General features: G+C 59.9%; 9 protein-coding genes and 1 pseudogene. 2 read left to right on the top strand and 8 right to left on the bottom strand.

Annotated elements, in window-relative coordinates:
• Together pyc and AC1D35_RS25925 are read right to left on the bottom strand one after the other, a co-directional pair.
• Positions 1–3,007: pyruvate carboxylase (pyc, locus tag AC1D35_RS25920; RefSeq protein WP_477940732.1), on the bottom strand; the 3,007-nt coding region annotated here is incomplete at its 3' end.
• A gap of 117 nt (positions 3,008–3,124) precedes the next feature.
• The gene (locus AC1D35_RS25925; RefSeq protein WP_113312004.1) at positions 3,125–3,865 is read right to left on the bottom strand and encodes a LuxR family transcriptional regulator; all 741 of its coding nucleotides are present in this window, start codon (positions 3,863–3,865) and stop codon (positions 3,125–3,127) included.
• 320 nt (positions 3,866–4,185) lie between these two features.
• Here AC1D35_RS25925 and AC1D35_RS25930 point away from each other — a divergent pair.
• Positions 4,186–5,946: pseudogene (locus AC1D35_RS25930) on the top strand (glucan ABC transporter ATP-binding protein/ permease); the annotation flags it as partial.
• A gap of 128 nt (positions 5,947–6,074) precedes the next feature.
• On the opposite strand, the gene AC1D35_RS25935 reads toward AC1D35_RS25930, so the two are convergent.
• Positions 6,075–6,314: a hypothetical protein gene (locus AC1D35_RS25935; RefSeq protein WP_113300753.1), complete on the bottom strand. Its 240-nt coding sequence runs from the start codon at positions 6,312–6,314 to the stop codon at positions 6,075–6,077.
• 185 nt (positions 6,315–6,499) lie between these two features.
• Positions 6,500–7,270 carry an FAA hydrolase family protein gene (locus tag AC1D35_RS25940; protein WP_113311995.1) on the bottom strand — a complete coding sequence of 257 codons (771 nt, stop codon included), beginning with the start codon at positions 7,268–7,270 and terminating at the stop codon, positions 6,500–6,502.
• Positions 7,271–7,473: 203 nt separating this feature from the next.
• On the opposite strand from AC1D35_RS25940, the gene AC1D35_RS25945 reads away from it, so the two are divergent.
• Entirely contained in the window at positions 7,474–8,439 is a 966-nt protein-coding gene (locus AC1D35_RS25945) for a magnesium and cobalt transport protein CorA (RefSeq protein ID WP_113311994.1), read from the top strand.
• Between the two features lie 93 nt (positions 8,440–8,532).
• On the opposite strand, the gene AC1D35_RS25950 is transcribed toward AC1D35_RS25945, so the two are convergent.
• The 4 genes from AC1D35_RS25950 to AC1D35_RS25965 form a co-directional block, all read right to left on the bottom strand.
• Positions 8,533–9,756, bottom strand: a complete 1,224-nt coding sequence (locus tag AC1D35_RS25950) for an OpgC family protein (RefSeq protein WP_477940735.1) — start codon at positions 9,754–9,756, stop codon at positions 8,533–8,535.
• Between the two features lie 99 nt (positions 9,757–9,855).
• A complete protein-coding gene (locus AC1D35_RS25955; protein ID WP_113311992.1) occupies positions 9,856–18,375 on the bottom strand; it encodes a GH36-type glycosyl hydrolase domain-containing protein in 8,520 nt (2,839 codons plus the stop codon).
• A gap of 539 nt (positions 18,376–18,914) precedes the next feature.
• Positions 18,915–19,079 carry a hypothetical protein gene (locus AC1D35_RS25960; protein ID WP_477940737.1) on the bottom strand — a complete coding sequence of 55 codons (165 nt, stop codon included), beginning with the start codon at positions 19,077–19,079 and terminating at the stop codon, positions 18,915–18,917.
• A 129-nt stretch (positions 19,080–19,208) separates the two neighbouring features.
• The gene (locus AC1D35_RS25965; RefSeq protein WP_113311991.1) at positions 19,209–19,397 is read right to left on the bottom strand and encodes a hypothetical protein; all 189 of its coding nucleotides are present in this window, start codon (positions 19,395–19,397) and stop codon (positions 19,209–19,211) included.
• Between the last annotated feature and the right edge of the window lie 44 nt (positions 19,398–19,441).

Consider the following 19,441-nt stretch of genomic DNA (forward strand, 5'->3'; position numbering starts at 1 on the left):
GGCCGTAGGTATCCGAAGCCAATGCGAAATCAGTGAAGACCTTCGGATACATGAGGTAAGAGGCGAATTCGAAGTCGCTCACCTCACGCTCCAACTTGGTCTCGATCGTCTTGCGCTCCGCGTCGAGATCGGCGTCGTCAAGCAGCGAGCCTGGGCGCACCGTATAGGGCTGATCCCCCTTCAGCGCCTTCTTCTGCAGCGCTTCCGGCCATCCTGACGGCGGCTGGCCGAGATCGCCCTTCAGCATCGAGACCACCGATTCAGGGAAGGAGACCTCTCTGTCCGGGCTGACGACGTCGGCCACCGTCAGATCCTGGGAGACCATCATCAATGCCATATCGCCAACGACCTTGGACGACGGCGTCACCTTGACGATATCGCCGAACATCTGGTTGGCGTCCGCATAGGCCTGAGCGACCTGGTGCCAGCGGGTTTCGAGACCGAGCGAACGGGCCTGTTCCTTGAGGTTGGTGAACTGGCCGCCCGGCATTTCGTGCAGGTAGACCTCCGAAGCCGGCCCCTTCAGATCGCTCTCGAAGGCCGCGTACTGATTGCGAACCGCTTCCCAATAGAAGGAGATGCGGCGGATCCATTCGGGATCGAGGCCCGGATCGCGCTCGGAGCCGCGCAGCGCCTCGACGATGGAGCCGAGGCAGGGCTGCGACGTATTGCCTGACAGCGCATCCATCGCCGCATCGACGGCATCGACGCCGGCATCCACGGCAGCAAGAACCGTAGCGGCGGCAATGCCCGACGTATCGTGCGTGTGGAAATGGATCGGCAGGCTGGTCGCTTCGCGCAACGCCTTGAACAGCACCTTTGCGGCAGCCGGCTTCAGCAGGCCCGCCATGTCCTTGAGCGCGATGATATGCGCACCGGCCCTTTCGAGCTCGACGGCGAGGTCCGTATAATATTTCAGGTCATACTTCGGCCGGGCGGAATTGAGGATATCGCCCGTGTAGCAGATCGCCGCCTCGCAGAGCTTGTTCTCCTCGGCAACGGCATCCATCGACACGCGCATGTTCTCCACCCAGTTCAGGCAGTCGAAGACGCGGAAGAGATCGATACCGCCCTTGGCCGCCTGGCGGACGAAATATTTGACGACATTGTCAGGGTAGTTCTTGTAGCCGACACCGTTTGCGCCACGCAGCAGCATCTGCAGCAGAAGGTTGGGAGCCGCCTCGCGGATCAGCCCCAGACGCTCCCACGGATCCTCCGTCAGGAAGCGCATGGAGACGTCGAAAGTCGCGCCACCCCAACATTCCAGCGACAGGAGATTCGGCAGCGCATGAGCATAGGTGCCGGCGATCCTAGCAATGTCATAGGTGCGCATGCGGGTGGCGAGCAGCGACTGGTGACCGTCGCGCATCGTCGTATCGGTCAGCAGCACCTGCTTCTGCTYGCGCATCCACTCGCCGAATTTCTTCGGACCGAGCTGGTCGAGGAGTTGCTTCGTACCATCGGGGATCTTGCCGCCATCGATATAGGGCACGACCGGCTTGGCGGAATCCTCCGATGGCCGCGGGCGATCCTTCGCCTCGGGATGGCCGTTGACGGTGACATCGGCGAGATAGGTTAAAAGCTTGGTGGCGCGGTCCTGGCGCTTGACCTGCTGGAAGAGTTCCGGGGTCGTGTCGATGAAGCGCGTCGTATAGGTGTTGTCCCTGAACTTCGGATGCGTGATGATCGCTTCGAGGAAGGTCAGGTTGGTGGCAACACCGCGAATACKGAATTCGCGCAGTGCGCGGTCCATTCGCGAAATCGCCTCCAGCGGGTTCGGCGCCCAGGCCGTCACCTTCACCAGCAACGGGTCGTAGTAGCGGGTGATGATTGCGCCGGTATAGGATGTGCCGCCGTCGAGGCGGATGCCGAAGCCCGATGCCGAACGATAGGCGGTGATGCGGCCGTAATCCGGAATGAAATTGTGCTCGGGATCTTCCGTCGTGATACGGCACTGCAGCGCATGGCCATTGAGGCGGATGTCGGCCTGCTTCGGCACACCGGATTCCTCGGTGCCGATGGCAAAGCCATCGAGGATATGGATCTGCGCCTTGACGATATCGATGCCGGTCACGACTTCAGTGACCGTGTGCTCGACCTGGATGCGCGGGTTGACTTCGATGAAGTAGAATTTGCCGGTGTCGGCATCCATCAGGTATTCGACGGTGCCGGCCCCGACGTAGTTCGTCGCCTCGGCGATCTTCAGCGAATAGGCAGCGAGCTCCTGCCGCTGCGCTTCGGACAGATAAGGAGCCGGAGCACGCTCGACGACCTTCTGGTTACGGCGCTGGATGGAGCAGTCGCGCTCGAAGAGATGCACGACATTGCCGTGCGTATCGCCAAGGATCTGGCTTTCGACGTGGCGGGCGCGTTCCACAAGCTTTTCGAGATAGACCTCGTCCTTGCCGAAGGCGGCCATTGCCTCGCGCTTGGCCTCAGTCACCTCGCGGGCGAGATCGGCTTCGGCGCGGATGGCACGCATGCCACGTCCGCCGCCGCCCCAGGAGGCTTTCAGCATCACGGGATAGCCGATCGCAGCGGCCATCTTCGCGACTTCTTTGATGTCGTCGGGCAGTGGCTCCGTGGCCGGAACGACTGGAACGCCGACGGAAATGGCAAGGTTGCGCGCCGCCACCTTGTTGCCGAGCTGACGCATCGTATCGGCCCTCGGGCCGATGAAGGTGATGCCTGCAGCATCGCAGGCATCGACGAATTCCGGGCTCTCCGAAAGCAGGCCGTATCCCGGATGGATCGCATCGGCGCCTGAAAGCTTGGCGACACGGATCACCTCGTCGATCGAAAGATAGCTTTCGATCGGCCCAAGGTCGCGGGCGAGATGCGGACCGCGGCCGACTTGATAGCTCTCGTCGGCCTTGAAGCGATGTAGCGCCAGCTTGTCTTCTTCAGCCCATATCGCGACCGTTTTTATCCCGAGCTCGTTAGCCGCGCGGAATACGCGGATGGCGATTTCGGAACGGTTGGCGACAAGGATCTTCGATATGGGCAATGTACTCTCCTCAAAGCACGGAAACGGGCCATGCTGCACCCGCGAAAAGAATTCTTAACGCGCTGTTACAGAAAGTTCAATTTCCCTTGCCGTGACGAAATAGAATTTCTCTGGATCTCAGGTGATCAACCCATATCGGAAGGCCAGAGCCACCGCCTGCTGCCGGTTCTTAGCCTTCAGCTTGTCCTGCAGGCCGTTCATATACCAGTCGACCGTATGGTTGGAGATCTTCAGATGCTTGCTGATCTCCATCGAGGTCATGCCTTCGGCGAGATAGTGGAGAATTTCCATTTCGCGCCGGGTCAGCTGCGTGTCGCTGAACGGCACCGTTTCCAGCGCCGCAGCCTCGCCCTGCATATCAAGCAGCCGCCAGAAAGCCTTGCGGGCGATCGCCTCGAAAAGCGCGATCTCTGCCGGCAAAAGCTCAATTGGCTTGCCGCCGATGCTGAGGCTGCCGAGGATACCGTTTCGCCCATAGATCGGGAAGATATAGCCGTCCTCCAGTCCATGGCCATAGGCATCGACCATCATCTGCTCCATGCGGCGCTGATGCGGATCATCCCGGAAAGCCGCCATGCCGTCGCGCCAGCGGAAAGGCCGCTGCGCATGGGCAAGATACCGCACGGTCGGATCGACGAGCACGTATTTTTTTACCGCGTAAACGTGTGGCCAGCTGTCCGGCCACCGGCTGGCCATAGTCACACCCCACGGGTTGTCTCCCTGTTTGGGGTGGCGAAGCAGGCCGTAGAAATCGAATCCGCTCGAGCGGATCACCTGCTCAAGTTCGTCGACCACGTGTTGGCTGTCGGAAGTTTCCTCAAGAATAATAAGCAATTGAATTAAAGAATGAATTTGCACAAAAATGCCCCTTGCCCGGACCAACGAGACCGCCGGAGCAGGTCCGTTAACCCGCCGTTGAACGGTCTTTCCTAAAAATTGCAGTCCGCAAATTGGATGGTGCGCTAGACCCTCCAGCGAATGCAAGCGCAAATTGTCGCGATGTATGCCTAAGCAACAATTTCAAAACCATGGTCATTTATCGCACTTTACGATCGCGCCAGACACGCGAATTTCGAAGCCGGATTCCAAAACTGAATATCCTGTTAATCGTCGGTTCAGGTAGATTTTCGTAGCATCGCACCATCCCGTTTTTCGCAGATGCAAAAAGAGGTTCCGACGTGTCATTATTCAAGGTCTATGCAAGGGCTCTGCGCTATCTCGGCGCCTACAAGCTCCGCGTATCCCTCGTCGTTATCGCGAACATCGTATTGGCGGCCATTACCATCGCCGAGCCGATCCTGTTCGGCCGTATCATCGATGCGATTTCCGGCAAGGGCGAGGTCAAGCCAATCCTCATGATGTGGGCCGCCTTTGCGGTCTTCAACACCATTGCCTTCGTCCTCGTGGCACGCGAAGCCGACAGGCTGGCCCATGGCCGTCGCGCGACGCTTCTGACGGAGGCGTTCGGCCGTATCATCTCCATGCCGCTCGCCTGGCACCAGCAGCGGGGTACGTCCAATGCGCTGCACACGCTGCTGCGCGCCTGCGAAACCCTGTTCGGCCTGTGGCTGGAGTTCATGCGCAACCATCTTTCGACGGTTATTGCGCTTGGCCTGCTCATCCCGACCGCCATGTCCATGGATCTGCGTCTCTCCGCGGTCCTGATCGTGCTCGGTATTGCCTACTGGCTCATCGGCCGTGTGGTCATGAGCCGAACCAAGGACGGCCAGGCTTCGGTCGAAAACCACTATCATACCGTCTTCGGCCACGTCAGCGATTCCATCAGCAACGTCTCGGTGCTGCATAGCTATAACCGCATCGATGCCGAGACACGTGCGCTGAAGTCCTTCGCCGACCGTCTGCTGCAGGCGCAGTATCCGGTGCTCGACTGGTGGGCAATTGCCAGTGCGCTGAACCGCATGGCTTCGACGATCGCCATGATGATCGTGCTCGTCATCGGCACCTTGCTTGTCCAGAATGGCGAACTGCGCGTCGGCGACGTCATCGCCTTCATCGGCTTCGCCAATCTGCTGATCGCCCGCCTGGACCTGATGCGCCAGTTCGCCACGCAGATCTTCGAGGCCCGTTCCAAGCTCGTAGACTTCTACGCCCTGGAGGATTCCGTTCGGGAGCGCGAAGAGCCGGCCGGCAACGGCGAGATCAAGGACGTCAAGGGCGACGTCGAGTTCAGTGACGTTTCCTTCGGCTTCGCCAATAGCTCGCAGGGGCTGCACAACGTCTCCTTCAAGGTGAAGGCTGGCCAGACGGTTGCCATCGTCGGCCCGACCGGTGCCGGCAAGACGACGCTCGTCAACCTGCTCCAGCGCGTCTATGATCCGCAGGGTGGCAAGATCCTCGTCGACGGTACGGATATCAGCAAGGTCACGCGCAAGTCGCTGCGCCGCTATATCGCCACCGTCTTCCAGGATGCCGGCCTTCTGAACCGCTCGATCAGCGACAACATCCGCCTCGGCCGCGAGAATGCCTCGGAAGAGGATATGCGCCGCGCCGCCGAAGCCGCCGCCGCGTCCGACTTCATCGAAAACCGCGACGAGCAGTACGACACGCATGTCGGCGAACGCGGCAACAAGCTCTCCGGCGGTGAACGCCAGCGTATCGCGATCGCCCGCGCCATTCTCAAGGATGCGCCGATCCTGGTGCTGGACGAAGCGACCTCCGCGCTCGACGTCGAGACCGAAGCCCGCGTCAAGGCCGCGATCGACAACCTGCGCCAGAACCGCACGACCTTCATCATCGCTCACCGTCTCTCGACGGTCCGCGAGGCGGATATGGTGCTGTTCCTCGACAATGGCCGCATCGTCGAGCATGGCAGCTTCGATGAACTGAGCCACTCCAATGGTCGCTTCGCCGCCCTGCTGCGCGCCAGCGGCATCCTGACGGACGACGAAGTCCGCAAGGCCCATACGACCGAAGCCGCCTKATCGGCGTCGCAAGAACACGATGAAAAGCCGGAAGGGCACCGCTCTTCCGGCTTTTTTGTTGCGTGGGTTTGCCTGTGGATCGCCGTGGGCAGGCCCGCTTGTCATTCTCGGCAAGAAGCGATCCTCTAAGCCGCTTCCGTATAGACCAGATCAGGCGCAAGGATCCATTCGCCCTGTTTGAGCGACATGACATCCAGCCTGCCGCGGCCGTCTCTGGCGGCAACGCCGACAAAGCGATAGCGGCCACCGTTCCGGTCGATGACCACGGCAGAAATCGGTTTGCCGCGAAAATGACCGACGACAGGGCCTTCTGCCTTTGCGATGGCGAGCAGGAAATATTCGTGAGGGACGTTCCTGCTGACCATCAGCCACGCCCCTCGCGCCGGATGGCCAAGCCGACAGTCGTCTTCGTCCCTCCCTGCATCGCGGCATCCCGAGGATTGGCTTCAACCGGAGCCAGTTTGCGGCAAAACGGTTTCGTCCTCTTGATCTCGACAATGAATGGCTTTCGCTGCGGCCTCATAATCTGTCCTTCCGTTTGAAATGCATGTCACTTAAAGATGCATTCGACCTGTCCAAGTGGTCCGAAATCGGCCGCCAGATGTTGGCCGGGCCAGACCTGAAGGATGGTCGTGCACGATCCCGTCGCGACGATATCGTTGACTTGAAGCTGGCTGCCGTTCGCCGAAAGCTGGTCCGCCAGCCACACGACGGCATTGAGCGGATTGCCCATGACCGAGGCCGATCTCCCGGCAAAGACCGTCTGCTTGAACAGGAAGGTAGTGATGTCGATGCCGGCGAGATCAGCTGATGTCATCGCACCGGCATGATCACCGCAGATGGTTGCGACATGCAGACCGAAATCGGCAATCGCTGCTCTGTCTCCCGTGAAGACCCGCCGCGTGCGCCGTCCGAGGATGCCGATAGCAGGGCGGCAATTGAGCACCGCGTCGGCGGCAGTGGTGAGGTTGATCGGCTCGCCAGCGTCCGGATAGGACCGCAGCATCGTGAAGACCAGTTCGCACTGGACACCAATCGTGCCCTGCGGCAGCCGGAATTCCTTCGTGCCTGCAAACAGCGCGGAGGCGGGAATGTCGGAATAAATCGGTCTTGCAAGACCGAGAGTGCGGCGCGATTCCTCGCTCGTTCCGACAAGCGCATAACCCTTGCGTTCGAAACCCAGCGCGTCCTGCGCAGTCGCCTGTATGTCATAGGCCTCGCGATCGGAGGAAATCAGGTCGAGCGGCAGATCGCAGAGTTCGTTGTGCCGACGGCTTTTGGCAAGGATATCTGCTGTGGCATCCTTGAGTTCGAAGTACATCCTCGTGCTCCCTATCATTGGCGTTGCCTTTGGGAGCAAAAATGGATCGACACACGTAGCCATTCCATTCGTGATGGGCGGCTAAAAAATCAAAATCTCATAGTGATGCGCGAGGTCTTGTCGTTCCGGCCTGGGGCTGCACATTCCTCCTGGAGCGCCGCGAGATGACCGGGATCGCAGACGCATGATCGAGCGGAGTGTAAATGAGCATTGTTGCCTCGTACTTGTACCGCGATGGTCAGCGGGCAGGATCCTTCGACATCGAAACCGGCACCGTACCAGCGGGAAAAAACGAGTTTGTCTGGGTCGGCCTCCACGATCCGGAGGAGCGAGAACTTTTTGCTCTGCAGAAAACCTTCAGTCTCCATCATCTGGCGGTAGAGGATGCCCTGAACCCCAGCCAGGTTCCGAAGCTCGATATCTACGACAAGCAGCTCTTCCTCATCACCAAAACCGCCCATCTGGAGGACGACGCTATCGAATATGGCGAGACAGCGATCTTCGTCGGTGACAATCATGTCATCACCGTCAGGCACGGTTCCGATCGCGGTCATGGCGCCCTTCGCAAACAGCTCGAAGCCGCACCCGAGACGCTCAAGAACGGTCCCGACTATGTGCTTCACGGCGTGCTGGATTTCATCGTCGACGGCTATCTTCCTATCGTCCAGGCGATCGAGGATCGGGTGCTGGAGATGGAACGGCGAATGCTGGATGCCTTCCTCAGCCGCGAGCAAATCAAGAGGCTCTTCCAGTTGAGGCGCCAGATTATCCGCTTCCAACGCGTACTCGGACCCATGTCGGAAGTGTGCGGGAAGCTGGTCCATCTCGATCTGCCCTGCATCGATAGCGAGACGCGAAAATATTTCCGAGACGTGAACGATCACATCAGGCGCGTCGAAACCACGACTGGCGGGCTGAAGGACGTCATCACCTCAGTCTTCGAAGCCAGCAATCTATTGGAACAGCAGCGGCAAGGCGTGATCACTCGCCAGCTCGCAGCCTGGGCTGCCATTGCGGCAGTGCCGACCGCCATCGCAGGCATCTACGGCATGAACTTCGCCAACATGCCCGAACTGAAGACGGAATACGGCTATTACGTCGTCATCACCGTCATTTTAGGCCTGTGCAGCATCCTCTTCTGGCGATTCAGAAAATCAGGCTGGCTGTAAAGTTTGTACAATCAAAAGCCGGGCCCGCGCATAAAAGGAAAGCCGGCTGCCTCCTCGGCCGCCAGCTTAACAATATCGTAAAGATGTCGTTGCCTATTGACGCTTGCCCTGGCTATCCATCGCGCGATTGACGCGAACCGGCACCGGAACGGCACCGCCGGCGAGAGGCCGAGCCTTCTCCTGCTCACGTTTATCTTCCAGGTAATAGGCATAGGCGAACTGTGCCGCGATGCCGACAAGTACGAAGATCGGGCCGATGATCTGGTCGCGATTGGTGATGTAGAGCAGTACCTGCCCGGCCATCGCAAGGATGGTGCCGGCGACGAAGATGTTCAGCGAGTGCCTGCCGAGGATCGTCAATGGGTGATCGGCCGGGCGGCGAAAAGCCTGCGATACGACAGGAATATTGATCACCAGATAGGCGAGCGCCAGCACATGCAACAAGCGTGGCAGCGACAGGAAGGTCTTGTCGAAACCGGTCAGCACCGCAGGCAGGCCGAGAGCTGCAAGATAATTTCCGAGATCCCAGAGGCGAGCCGTAACCCAGACAAACGAAAGCACGACATAGGCCAGTGCCAGCGCGAAAAGCAGCGGATGCCGGGGAAGCGTGCCGCCACGCTTGACATGCATCATCGAGACGATGCCGATCGTGAACAGGAACTGCCAGGAGAAGGGATTGAGGAACCAGTCTCCCTCGAACAGCATGTTCTGCGGCGCAATCTGGTAGATGCCCGCAAGCAGCCAGACCGTACCGGAGACGGCAAGCGCCAGCAGCGTGCTTCTCTCGTTCAGAAGCAGGATCAACGGCACCATCAGCATGAGCGCGCCGTACATGGGCAGGATATTGTTGTAGCCGATCTGATGACCGAGCAGGAGCAGCGCCGGAATGCCCTCCTTCAGATTCATAAGCACCGCCAGAATGTTGATCTCGACCAACAACCCCGGCCGGTGGAACAGCCAGGCCCCGCAGATGAAGAGCGCCAGCGTCACGAAGGTGGTGATCATATGAGCGAGGTAGAGCGTGAAAGCACGCTTTGCCGCCTTGATCGCCATCTCCAGCCGCTTGCCCGCCTTGAAGCGCGAGCCGTAAGMAAGGCCGACCGCAATGCCCGAGATCAGCACGAAGGCTTCCGCGGCGTCCGAAAAGCCGAAGTTCTTCGTCGTAATATATTCGAAAATCTGCCCCGGAACGTGATTGATGAAGATCGTGATGAGAGCAAGACCACGAATCACATCAAGCCTCGTGTCACGCTTGGACGCCGCCACTGATATGGAGTTTCGTTGGGCGCCAATGGCTTTGGTCGGCATACCTGCCATGGTGTCTCTCCTGTTATCCGTTTTGCAAACGCTACGCCGGCCAAAAGGGTTCCCCCTTTGGCCGCGCGAATCGCCGGAAAGTCAGCTTGGAGATTGCTGTTATCCGACCGGATATCCCTCGTGGGGATTGGCGACTTCGATGCCGTCGATTGACAGAGTGTAACCGTCAGCATTGGACGCTTTTGAGACCGAAATGCGGTATTTGCGTCCACCGCGTTCGATCTCTGCCGCAAACCCGTCCCAATTGGAAGGAAGCGACGGGCGAACGTATAGTTTTCCACCCTTTAGCCGGATACCGAGAATGCCTTCTACCGCCGCGCGGTAGAGCCAGCCGGCGGAGCCCGTGTACCAGGTCCAGCCGCCGCGCCCGACATAGGGCTCGTGTCCGTAGACATCGGCCGCCACGACATAGGGCTCGACGCGGTACCGTTCGGCTGCCGCCTTGTCCAGCGAATGGGTGATCGGATTGAGGATCTGGAAGCAACGCAGGGCATCATCACCGCGTTTCAATTCGGCCAGCGCCATGACCAGCCAGGCCGAGGCATGTGTGTATTGGCCGCCATTCTCGCGAACGCCGGGCGGGTAGGCCTTGATATAGCCGGGATCCCTGGGCGACTTCTCGAAAGGCGGCGTGAAGAGCCGGATGATCCGCGCGTCTTCATCCACCAACTGATCGAGCGCCGCATCCATCGCCTTGGTAACTCGCTCTGGATCGCCTTCGCCTGACAGGACGCTCCAGGACTGAGCGATCGAATCGATCTGGCATTCCAGACTTTCCTTCGAGCCGAGCAGCGTGCCGTCGTCGAATGTGCCGCGGCGATAATAGCCACCATCCCAGGCCGCGCTCCCAAGCGCTTTCTTGAGCTCGACGAGATGCATCTTCCAGCGCTCGGCGCGGTCCTTGTCGCCCCGCTCCTCAGCATAAGGAATGAAGGAGCGCAGCGCGCCGGCAAGGAACCAGCCGAGCCAGACACTCGTGCCCTTGCCGTCGATGCCGACGCGATTCATCCCGTCATTCCAGTCACCGCCGAGAAAGAGCGGCAGGCCGTTCGTTCCCTTGCGGCCAATGGCAAGATCGAGCGCCAGCGCGGCATGCTCGTAGACGCTCGCCGTATCCTCGGAAATCTCGGGCTTATAGAAGGAATCATGCTGGCTTTCCAAAAGAGCCGGGCCTTCGAGGAAGGCCAGCTGCTCGTCGAGCACGCTCTTGTCGCCGCTGACGTTGCAATAATGATCGATCGCATAGGCGAGCCACACGACATCGTCGGAAATCATGGTGCGCACGCCGGCGCCCGTTCCCGGCAGCCACCAGTGCTGCACGTCGCCCTCCCGGAACTGGCGCGAGGCGGCATTGATGATTTGGCCTCGCGCGATGTCTGGCTGCTGCAGCACGAAGGCGAGCGTATCCTGCAACTGATCCCGGAAGCCGAAGGCGCCGCTCGCCTGATAAAAGGCGGTGCGGGCCATGATGCGGCAGCCGAGGCTCTGGTAGGGCAGCCAGGTGTTGACGAGATTGTTCATGCCGTGATCCGGCGTCGAGATCTGCAGCTTGCCGATGAATTCCTGCCAGAAGCCCCGGTTCGCCTGTACTGCCTCATCGAACGAGCCTTTTCGAATATCGGCAAGCAGGGCGCGCGCCTCCTCTTCTGTGGGCGCATCACCCAAGAGGAAAGTGACCTCGTGCTCTTCGTCGGCACCGAGCTCGATATCGATCGCAAGGATAGCTGCCGGATCGCCGTCGAGGTCCGCGGAGCCCGAAAGAGCAGCTGCTGCAGTCACTGCGACAGGCGCCTCAATCGTTCCGGTCTTGCCGATGAACTCGCGACGGCTTGCCGAGAAGCTCGAAATCGGCTCGCTTGCGGCAAAGAAGGCAGTTCGGCCCGAATAGTCGATACTGTAGGGATTTGTCGCAAACAACGCCCCTGTCTCCTCGTCACGTTTCGACAGGATGAAGGAAGCGGTCTTCTGTGGATTATTCCCAAGGATCCATTCGACATAGGCGTAGAGCCGGAGCTTGCGGCTTGCCGAACCGGCATTGCGCAGGCGCAGCCGCTGCAGCTTTACCGGCTTCTCGCGATGCACCGTCTGCGTCACTTCCAGCACGATCCCGTCCTGCGTGCTGGAGAAGGTAGAGTAGCCGAGACCGTGGCGTGCTTCGAAACGAATGTCGTTGCGGCGGGAAAGCGCTGCAAATGGCGTCATGATCGCACCGCTTTCGCGATCCGCTATATAGAGGGCTTCGCCGGAACGGTTGATGACTGCATCGTTCGACCAGGGGGTAAGCTGGTAATCGCGCGAATTGACGCTCCAGGTGAAACCGGCACCTTCCGCCGACACATGGAAGCCGAACCGGTCGTTCGAGATGACATTGATCCATGGCTGCGGCGTCGCGTGTCCGCCCGGCAGGCGCACGACATATTCGCGGCCGTCGCGGGCAAAGCCACCGATGCCATTCCAGAAGTCGAGATCGCCTTCCTCCTCGATGGCAACGGTCTGGATAGCCGGCGCCGACAGAGGCTGTAAGCGCTTGACTGGCGTCATCGCGCGCTCGGCCCTGTCGGCGTCCTCCGGTTCTTCCTTGACGGGCGTAGACAGCATGAGGGCGCGATTGATCTGATCGATCACCTTGCCATTCTTGGCATGCAGCGTCACGCGCGAAGCGGCGATCAGCGCCTGATAGGTGCTGTCTTCCATCAAGTCCTTGCGGACCGCGAAGATATGCTGGCGCAGCCCGTCAGCCTGGCCCATGCGGCGCACGCCCTCGCACATGGCGTCGAGCGCGTGCTGCATATCCTGTGCATAGGAAGAGGCCCGTTCGTTCATGATAACGAGATCTGCAGTCACGCCGCGTGAACGCAGATATTCCTGTGCCAGCAGTGCTTCACGGGCGATTCCGAGATCCATGTCGTCATCGATGCGCAGCGTGAAGATCGGGAAATCGCCCGAAATCGCCAGTGGCCAGAGCGCCGACTGCGACTGCAGGCCAGTCCGGACGACACCATCGTCGCCACGAAGCTGCATGTCGGGATAGACAAGGTAGCGGCCGAGATGCTGGAAGGCGGCCGCCTGTCGTGAGCTGACACCGACATGGCGCATCTGCACCTGGGTGCGCGTCCAGGCCTGCACGAGTTCGTGGCTGAAAGCGTCCGGATGGCGATAACGGTCGACGGCCTTGTCCACCTCGGCACGATCAGGTGCTGCGATCGTCCAGAAGATCACGCTGACCCTCTTGCCGGCCGGCACGCGCACCCTGCGGCGAAGCGACAGGACGGGATCCAGCGTAAAGCCGTCGGTGCCTGAAAGAGTCATGCCTGGATCGAAGGCGGCGGCGTTCGCAAGGCTGCGGCCACGGCCGAGAAACTTGCGCCGCTCGGTTTCGAATTCCGTGTGGCGCGTATCGCCGGCATTGTCGACGATCAAATGCGCGATGTTCATGTTCGCCTCGTTCGGATCGCGCTTGTTACGCTCGGCGCGGACGACGTCGCCACGCTTGTCGATCTCCGTCCTGACGAACATGCGGGCGAAAGCCGGATGCGCATTGTCCGTATCGTCGGATGTTATGACCGGCTCGAGGTAGGAGGTCACTTCAATGAAACGGTCTTCCGCGCCCATATTGAACAGTGTCAGGCGGCGGGCTTCGGCATCATGCTCGGTGGCGACGATGCATTCGACCTCGCTCATGAGATCGCCGAGTACCTTGCTGAAGACGGCCTTCTCGTCAGCGAATTCCACCCAGGTCTTTTCGCCGTCGACGCTCTTCGGTTCCGCGGTTGCCGACCACCACTCGTGGGTCACCGTATCGCGCAGGAAAATGAAATTGCCCCAGCGGTCTTCGGTAGGATCGGGCTTCCAGCGGGAAACGGAAAGACCGTTCCAGCGGGCATAACCCGCCCCCGTCGCCGTCAGCATCAGGGAATAGTGGCCGTTCGACAGGAAAACGAGCTCACGGTCGCGCGATGCAGGATCGGCGATCTTGCGGATGACAGGCCGCATCAATTCGTCCTGGATGCTGGCGGGCGTATCGGATTCATCCTTGCCGCTCATCACCGGGATGTCGCGCGGCGCTTTTTCCTGTAGCAGCAGTTCGGCCGCTTCGATGACCGGATCGGCGTGGAAGAGTTCGCGCAACATGCCGTCGAAGGCGACGTTGGCGACAGCCGCAATCGACATGCCATGGTGGTGGGCATAGTAGTTGTAGACCACTGCACACTTCTTGCCGTCAGGTACGCGTGTCGGCGTGAAGTCGACGGCGTCATGAAAGCCGAACTTGCCGAGAGCACCGAGCTCGCGAAGCCTCTGGAGGTTTTCAAGCGAAGCCTCCGGACGATACTGGCTGGCGAGCAGCGAGGCATAGGGCGCGATGACGGCATTGTGGCCGAGACCGCGCTTAAGGCCGAGCGTCGGTACACCGAAATTCGTGTACTGATAGTTGAGGTTATGGTCGCGGGCATTGAAAGCCGCTTCCGAGATGCCCCACGGCGTACCAAGCTTGCGGGCATGATTCATCTGTTCGATGATGACGAGATTATTGGTCTGGTTGAGAATGCCTCCGCCGCGCTCCTGCATGACGAGCGGCGGCATCAGATATTCGAACATCGAGCCGGACCAGGAGACCAGTGCCCCGCGCGAGCCGACCGGCACGACCTGGCGACCAAGCTTGTACCAATGCTCGGTCGGCAGGTCGCCCTTGGCGATACCGAAGAGCGAGGTAAGCCGGCATTCTGAAGCCAGAAGATCGTAGCAGGCCGCGTCGAGCTCGCCGCTTTCCACACGGTAGCCGATCGACAGCAGGCGGCGCTCCGGGCGGTACAGGAAGGCGAAATCCATTGAAAACGCCAGATCGCGGGCCTTGTCGCGAAGCGCGGCCAGGCGGGGGCGCAGCGCATCGATATTGGAAAGGTCGAAGGTACTATCGGAAATGTGTGCCTCGCAGACCTTGACCAGCGAGGCCGCCCACAACGTGACCTCTTCCGTCTGCTTCGACTTCACCTCGTGATGCAGGTTGCCTGCAAGGTTCTGGATGTCGCGCGCCAGGACCGCAAGGTTGATGACACGGATCGAGGCAAACTCGTGCTCGCGCTTGACGGCGGCAAGTGCATTCTGGAAGCCGGCGATACGCTCTTCGAGACGGCGGCGCAACGGCCGCACGGTCTTGCGGTCGTCAGGCAGGTCGGCCAGAACTTCATCGAGAATGCCGGCCGTGTCGCCAACGCCGTCGAGGTTGCCCTGGACATGTGCCGAGGGTGCTTCCGCCCAGTCGCGGCAAGCTGAAGAAATGGCAATCAGGTGGCCGGCGAGATTGCCGCTGTCGACCGCCGAAACGTAGCGGGGCCCCAGCGTCTGCAGCGTATCGGTGTGATACCAGTTGAAGAGGTGGCCGCGGAACTTTTCCATACGGTCGACCGTGGCAATAGTCTGCTCCAGGCGCTCGATCGTCTCCTCGAAGGAGAACCAGCCGAAATGACGCCCGGAAATGACGGACAGGAGATAGACGCCAATATTTGTGGGCGAAGTACGCGCCGCTACGATGACATGGGGCGTTTCCTGCACGTTGTCAGGCGGCAGGTAGTTCTGCTCCGCCGTCGTGAAGATTTCGAAGTAGCGCCAGGTGCGGCGCGCGATCTTTCGCAACTCGCTGGAGACGTCATCCGGCACGTCAAGACGATCTTCAGTTTCGGCCGACTGGCTTACATACCAGGCGACGGCGGGCGAAAGGATCCAGAGCAACGCGAAAGGAATGCCGACGAGGAAGGCGTCGTTACCTGACAGCGCCGCGAAACCTATCGCCAGGACCGCAAGGACCGGCGCATGCCACATCGCTCCATAATAGGAGAAAATGGTGCCCTGCTTGCCCGCCTGGACGCTGGCCGCGGTACGCCACTGGAGCATCAGCTTGTGGCTGACGAACAGGCGATACAGCGAACGGCTGATCGCATCCGTCATCATGCAGACAGTGTCGGCGATGAAGATGATACGCAACGCCACCTGCGCATTGGCGGCCGTGATATCCAACCAGACGTTATGGAGATGAGCGCTGGCAACAATATCGCTGCTACGCGGAATGATGCCATTGATGAGCGACAGGGTGGGCGCCACGAACAGGCAGAAGATCAGCAGAATCTGCCAGATCAGCGCGCCGAACGGCTCCATCAGATACCAGCCGAGCACGGAAGCGAAGAACCAGGCGATCGGTGTCAGCGACCGGCGCAAATTGTCGAACATCTTCCAGCGGCCGAGCGCGGTGACGCCGGATTTCGGATTGAGCATATAGGGCAGGAGCTGCCAGTCGCCGCGGGCCCAGCGATGCTGCCGCGAGGTCTCGACCTCATAGCGGACCGGGAAGTCTTCGACGAGTTCGAGATCGGTGACGAGCGCGCAGCGCGCCATCGAGCCTTCGAGAAGGTCGTGGCTGAGCACCGAATTCTCCTCAATGCGACCTTTCAGCGAAGCCTCGAAGGCATCGACGTGATAGAGGCCCTTGCCGGTGAACGTGCCCTCGCCGGCAAGATCCTGATAGACATCCGAAACCGTGAAGACATAGGGGTCGAGACCGCGGTTGATTGAAAAGACGCGCTGGAAGACCGACGCATCCTTGCCCGTCGTCAGCGACGGCGTCACCCGCGGCTGCAGAATGCCATAACCGCTTTCGACTCGACCAGTTTCCGGGTTGATGACCGGGCGGTTGATCGGGTGATAGAGCTTGCCGACGAGCTTGGTGACGGTATCGCGCATCAGGCGGGTATCGGCATCGAGCGTCATGACGTACTTGATATCGGCAGGCACGGTATTGGCGCCTGGCAGGTAGGTCGTGTCGCGGTCGCCGCGCAGCAGCAGGTTCAGCTCGTGGAGTTTGCCGCGCTTGCGCTCCCAGCCCATCCATACGCCTTCGGATGGATTGTAGAGGCGGCGGCGATGCAGAAGATGGAAGCGCGCCCTGCCGTCATAGGCATAACGGGCTGAGAGATTGGCAACCTCGCGGCGCGCATATTCCAGCACTTCCAGATCAGCGGAGCTTTCCTCCACATCGCTGTCGGGCCAGTCGCTGAGCAACGCAAAGTGGATTTCGCCGCGCGGATTGGCGAGATAATGGACCTCGAGATTGCGCACCATCTCGTCCACGCTGTCGCGATTGGAAATCAGACAAGGCACGACGACGAGCGTGCGCGCATCCTCCGGCACACCCCGCTTGAACTCATAGCCGACGAGCCGCGCCGGCGTGACGAAGAAGGAGAGCACGGTATTGAAGAGGCCGCTCGCACCTTCCGAGGCCGGCAAAGAGAACAGGATGAGCAGCAGGGCGATTTCAATCGGTGCCATTCCGGCATTGGCCATGAACCCGCCGACAACAGCCATGGCGATGATGGTGATCAGCGCGACCGGAACGGCGATCGCCATCCAATTGAACTTGCGTACGGCGCGGACGACATGCTGCGGCAATGTTGGGCGGTAATTCGCGCGCGCTTCGAGTTTCAGACGTTGAGCACCCGTAATGAAGCCGCCGATATCAGGCTCATGCGGTTGCGCCTCGCCGGAATGCCTGACCTCAGCCACCATGTCGACGGCGAGCTGGGCGATTTGCACCTCGCTCAACGGCGAGCGCCTGGCGAGCTTTTCGATCTGTCTGCGATAGCTGTTGCGCGAACCGGAGTCGAGGTCGCCGTAGTCGGACTGATCCCAGAGCAGCCTGTCGACATGGCTGACCTGCTCGACCCAGACCGACCATTCCGCATCGTTGATCTCCCGCAGACTGCGGATGATGTTGCCCATCGTGACATTGCCGGCGGAGAGGCGGCTATGCTCCGCCATCGTCACTTCTTCGCTATCACGCCCGAGCTTTTCTAAGCGCTCGTCGAGCCAGGAGATCGCCAAGCTCGATGTCTGCGAGCCGTCACGCATGCGATAGAGGAATTGGGTCGAGAAGGTGTTGTCCTCGGCAAGCTCCTCCAGCGTCTTCAGGTAGGCCGCAGCCTTTGCCGTGTCGGCAAGGCGCACCAGTTCATCGGCCGCCTCATTGGCACGGCGACGCATATGGCGGCTACGCTCGACGCGGCTCGAAATACGGCGAAGGTTTTCAACCAGCACGTAGCGCACCAGAGACGGCAGCGCCCAGAGCTCACCGATCTTGAGAGTTTCGTGCTGTTGGAAACCCTCAACCAGCGTAGTCAGGCTTTCCTGCGACATGGTGCCGTGGGTATGGGCAACATAGAGCCAGGCAAGCACGAGTGTTCGCGGGACGTCGACACCGCCAACCTTCATCAGCGGCAGCTCGAGGTAGAATCGGCGCGGGAAGTCGCGGCGGACTTCCTGAATTGCTTCCTCGACGATGTAATGGTTGTCGAGCAGCCATTCGGCGGCTGGCGTGATCGTCTCTCCGGCCTCGACGTCGGTCGCGGTCGTGCGATAGACGCGCAGGATTTCCTTCTCATTCTCCTTGTGGCGCGCAAAGAAATCGAACGGTGCGAAGCCTGGCAGTTCACTCACGGTGCGACAGGCGACGCTTTCACCCATGACCCTGATGTCCTCGTTGGACAGGTAGGTCGAACGGATCGAGTCACTATGGTCGATCTGCTTCTTCTCGGGCGCGCGCGACAGGCTCGGAGACGGACTGGAAATGGCCATGGGTTCGGTTCTGGATCCAAAAAAACACTATGATTTTAGCTAGGTTCTGCACTGCTTGTGATGACTCTCGCATGAACAGACCAGTCATCCTCGAAGCCCGGGAAAAGCGAGATAAACGGACGGTCGGCGCGCTTTGTAGCAACGGACAGACCCGTTTCGGACGTGAATTTTCGAATGGTCGTGGTTGCCCGAGCCCCTGCGAAGCCATTCAGAAAAGTTGGACACATCAGCGATAATTCAAGTGAAAGGATCCGTTTCCGCGCTCTAGATCAGCCGCATGAAAAGGCCCATGGACGATATCCATGCGCCTGAACGGCGTTCCCGGCGTCATCAACGCCTCACGCCTAGATTTCGTGATGGGTAAGATTGCATGGAACAGATAGAGAAGGATGAGGACCGGGATCGGATACCGATCGGCCAAAGTAGGGTACCCCCGCAAGGCCACTCTCCTTATGTGAACACCAAAGCGTCAGGAGAATGCCGGCGCACTCCAATTGTTCCGTATGGAGAAATAATCGATCAAATGAAGGTCGTTGGTCTCAGCCGACGACGCCACACACCATTGCGACGACGAAAAGAAATGCCGCCGTGAAAATCGTTGCGTGGACCGCGGTCTGGATTTTGTGCCGCGTGGTGACCGGCTTCTTGGCCGGCACGGATCCGTACTGGTGCACATGAGTATGCGAAATACCCAGATTTGCCATGTGTCGCCTCCGTCTGTTTGTTTGCGGCCGGACTGCCAGCTCGCATTCTTATTCTTATTCTCTATAAGGTAGGTAGAGATAAATTTCCGTCCAGAGCAGACGGAAGAGAAAATCCACCCAGGCTTTCGCTCAGCAGAGCGTACGCCATGCCCAGATCCAGGAACGCTCGGCGGCGTTTTCGCCCTGGGGTGCATTAGGGGATGTTTCGATCAATCGGCGATCTTTTTCCGCCGGAATGGTGACGGAGGCAGTTTCCCTCCGCTCGGCCTTAATAGGCGGATCGAGGTAACCCATGGTCATCCCACCGAGAAAGAACATGCCTCAACCTCCATCGATCACGAAAGCTAACGGTCGTTAACGGG

This window comes from Rhizobium sp. P1_E6, assembly GCF_056405875.1.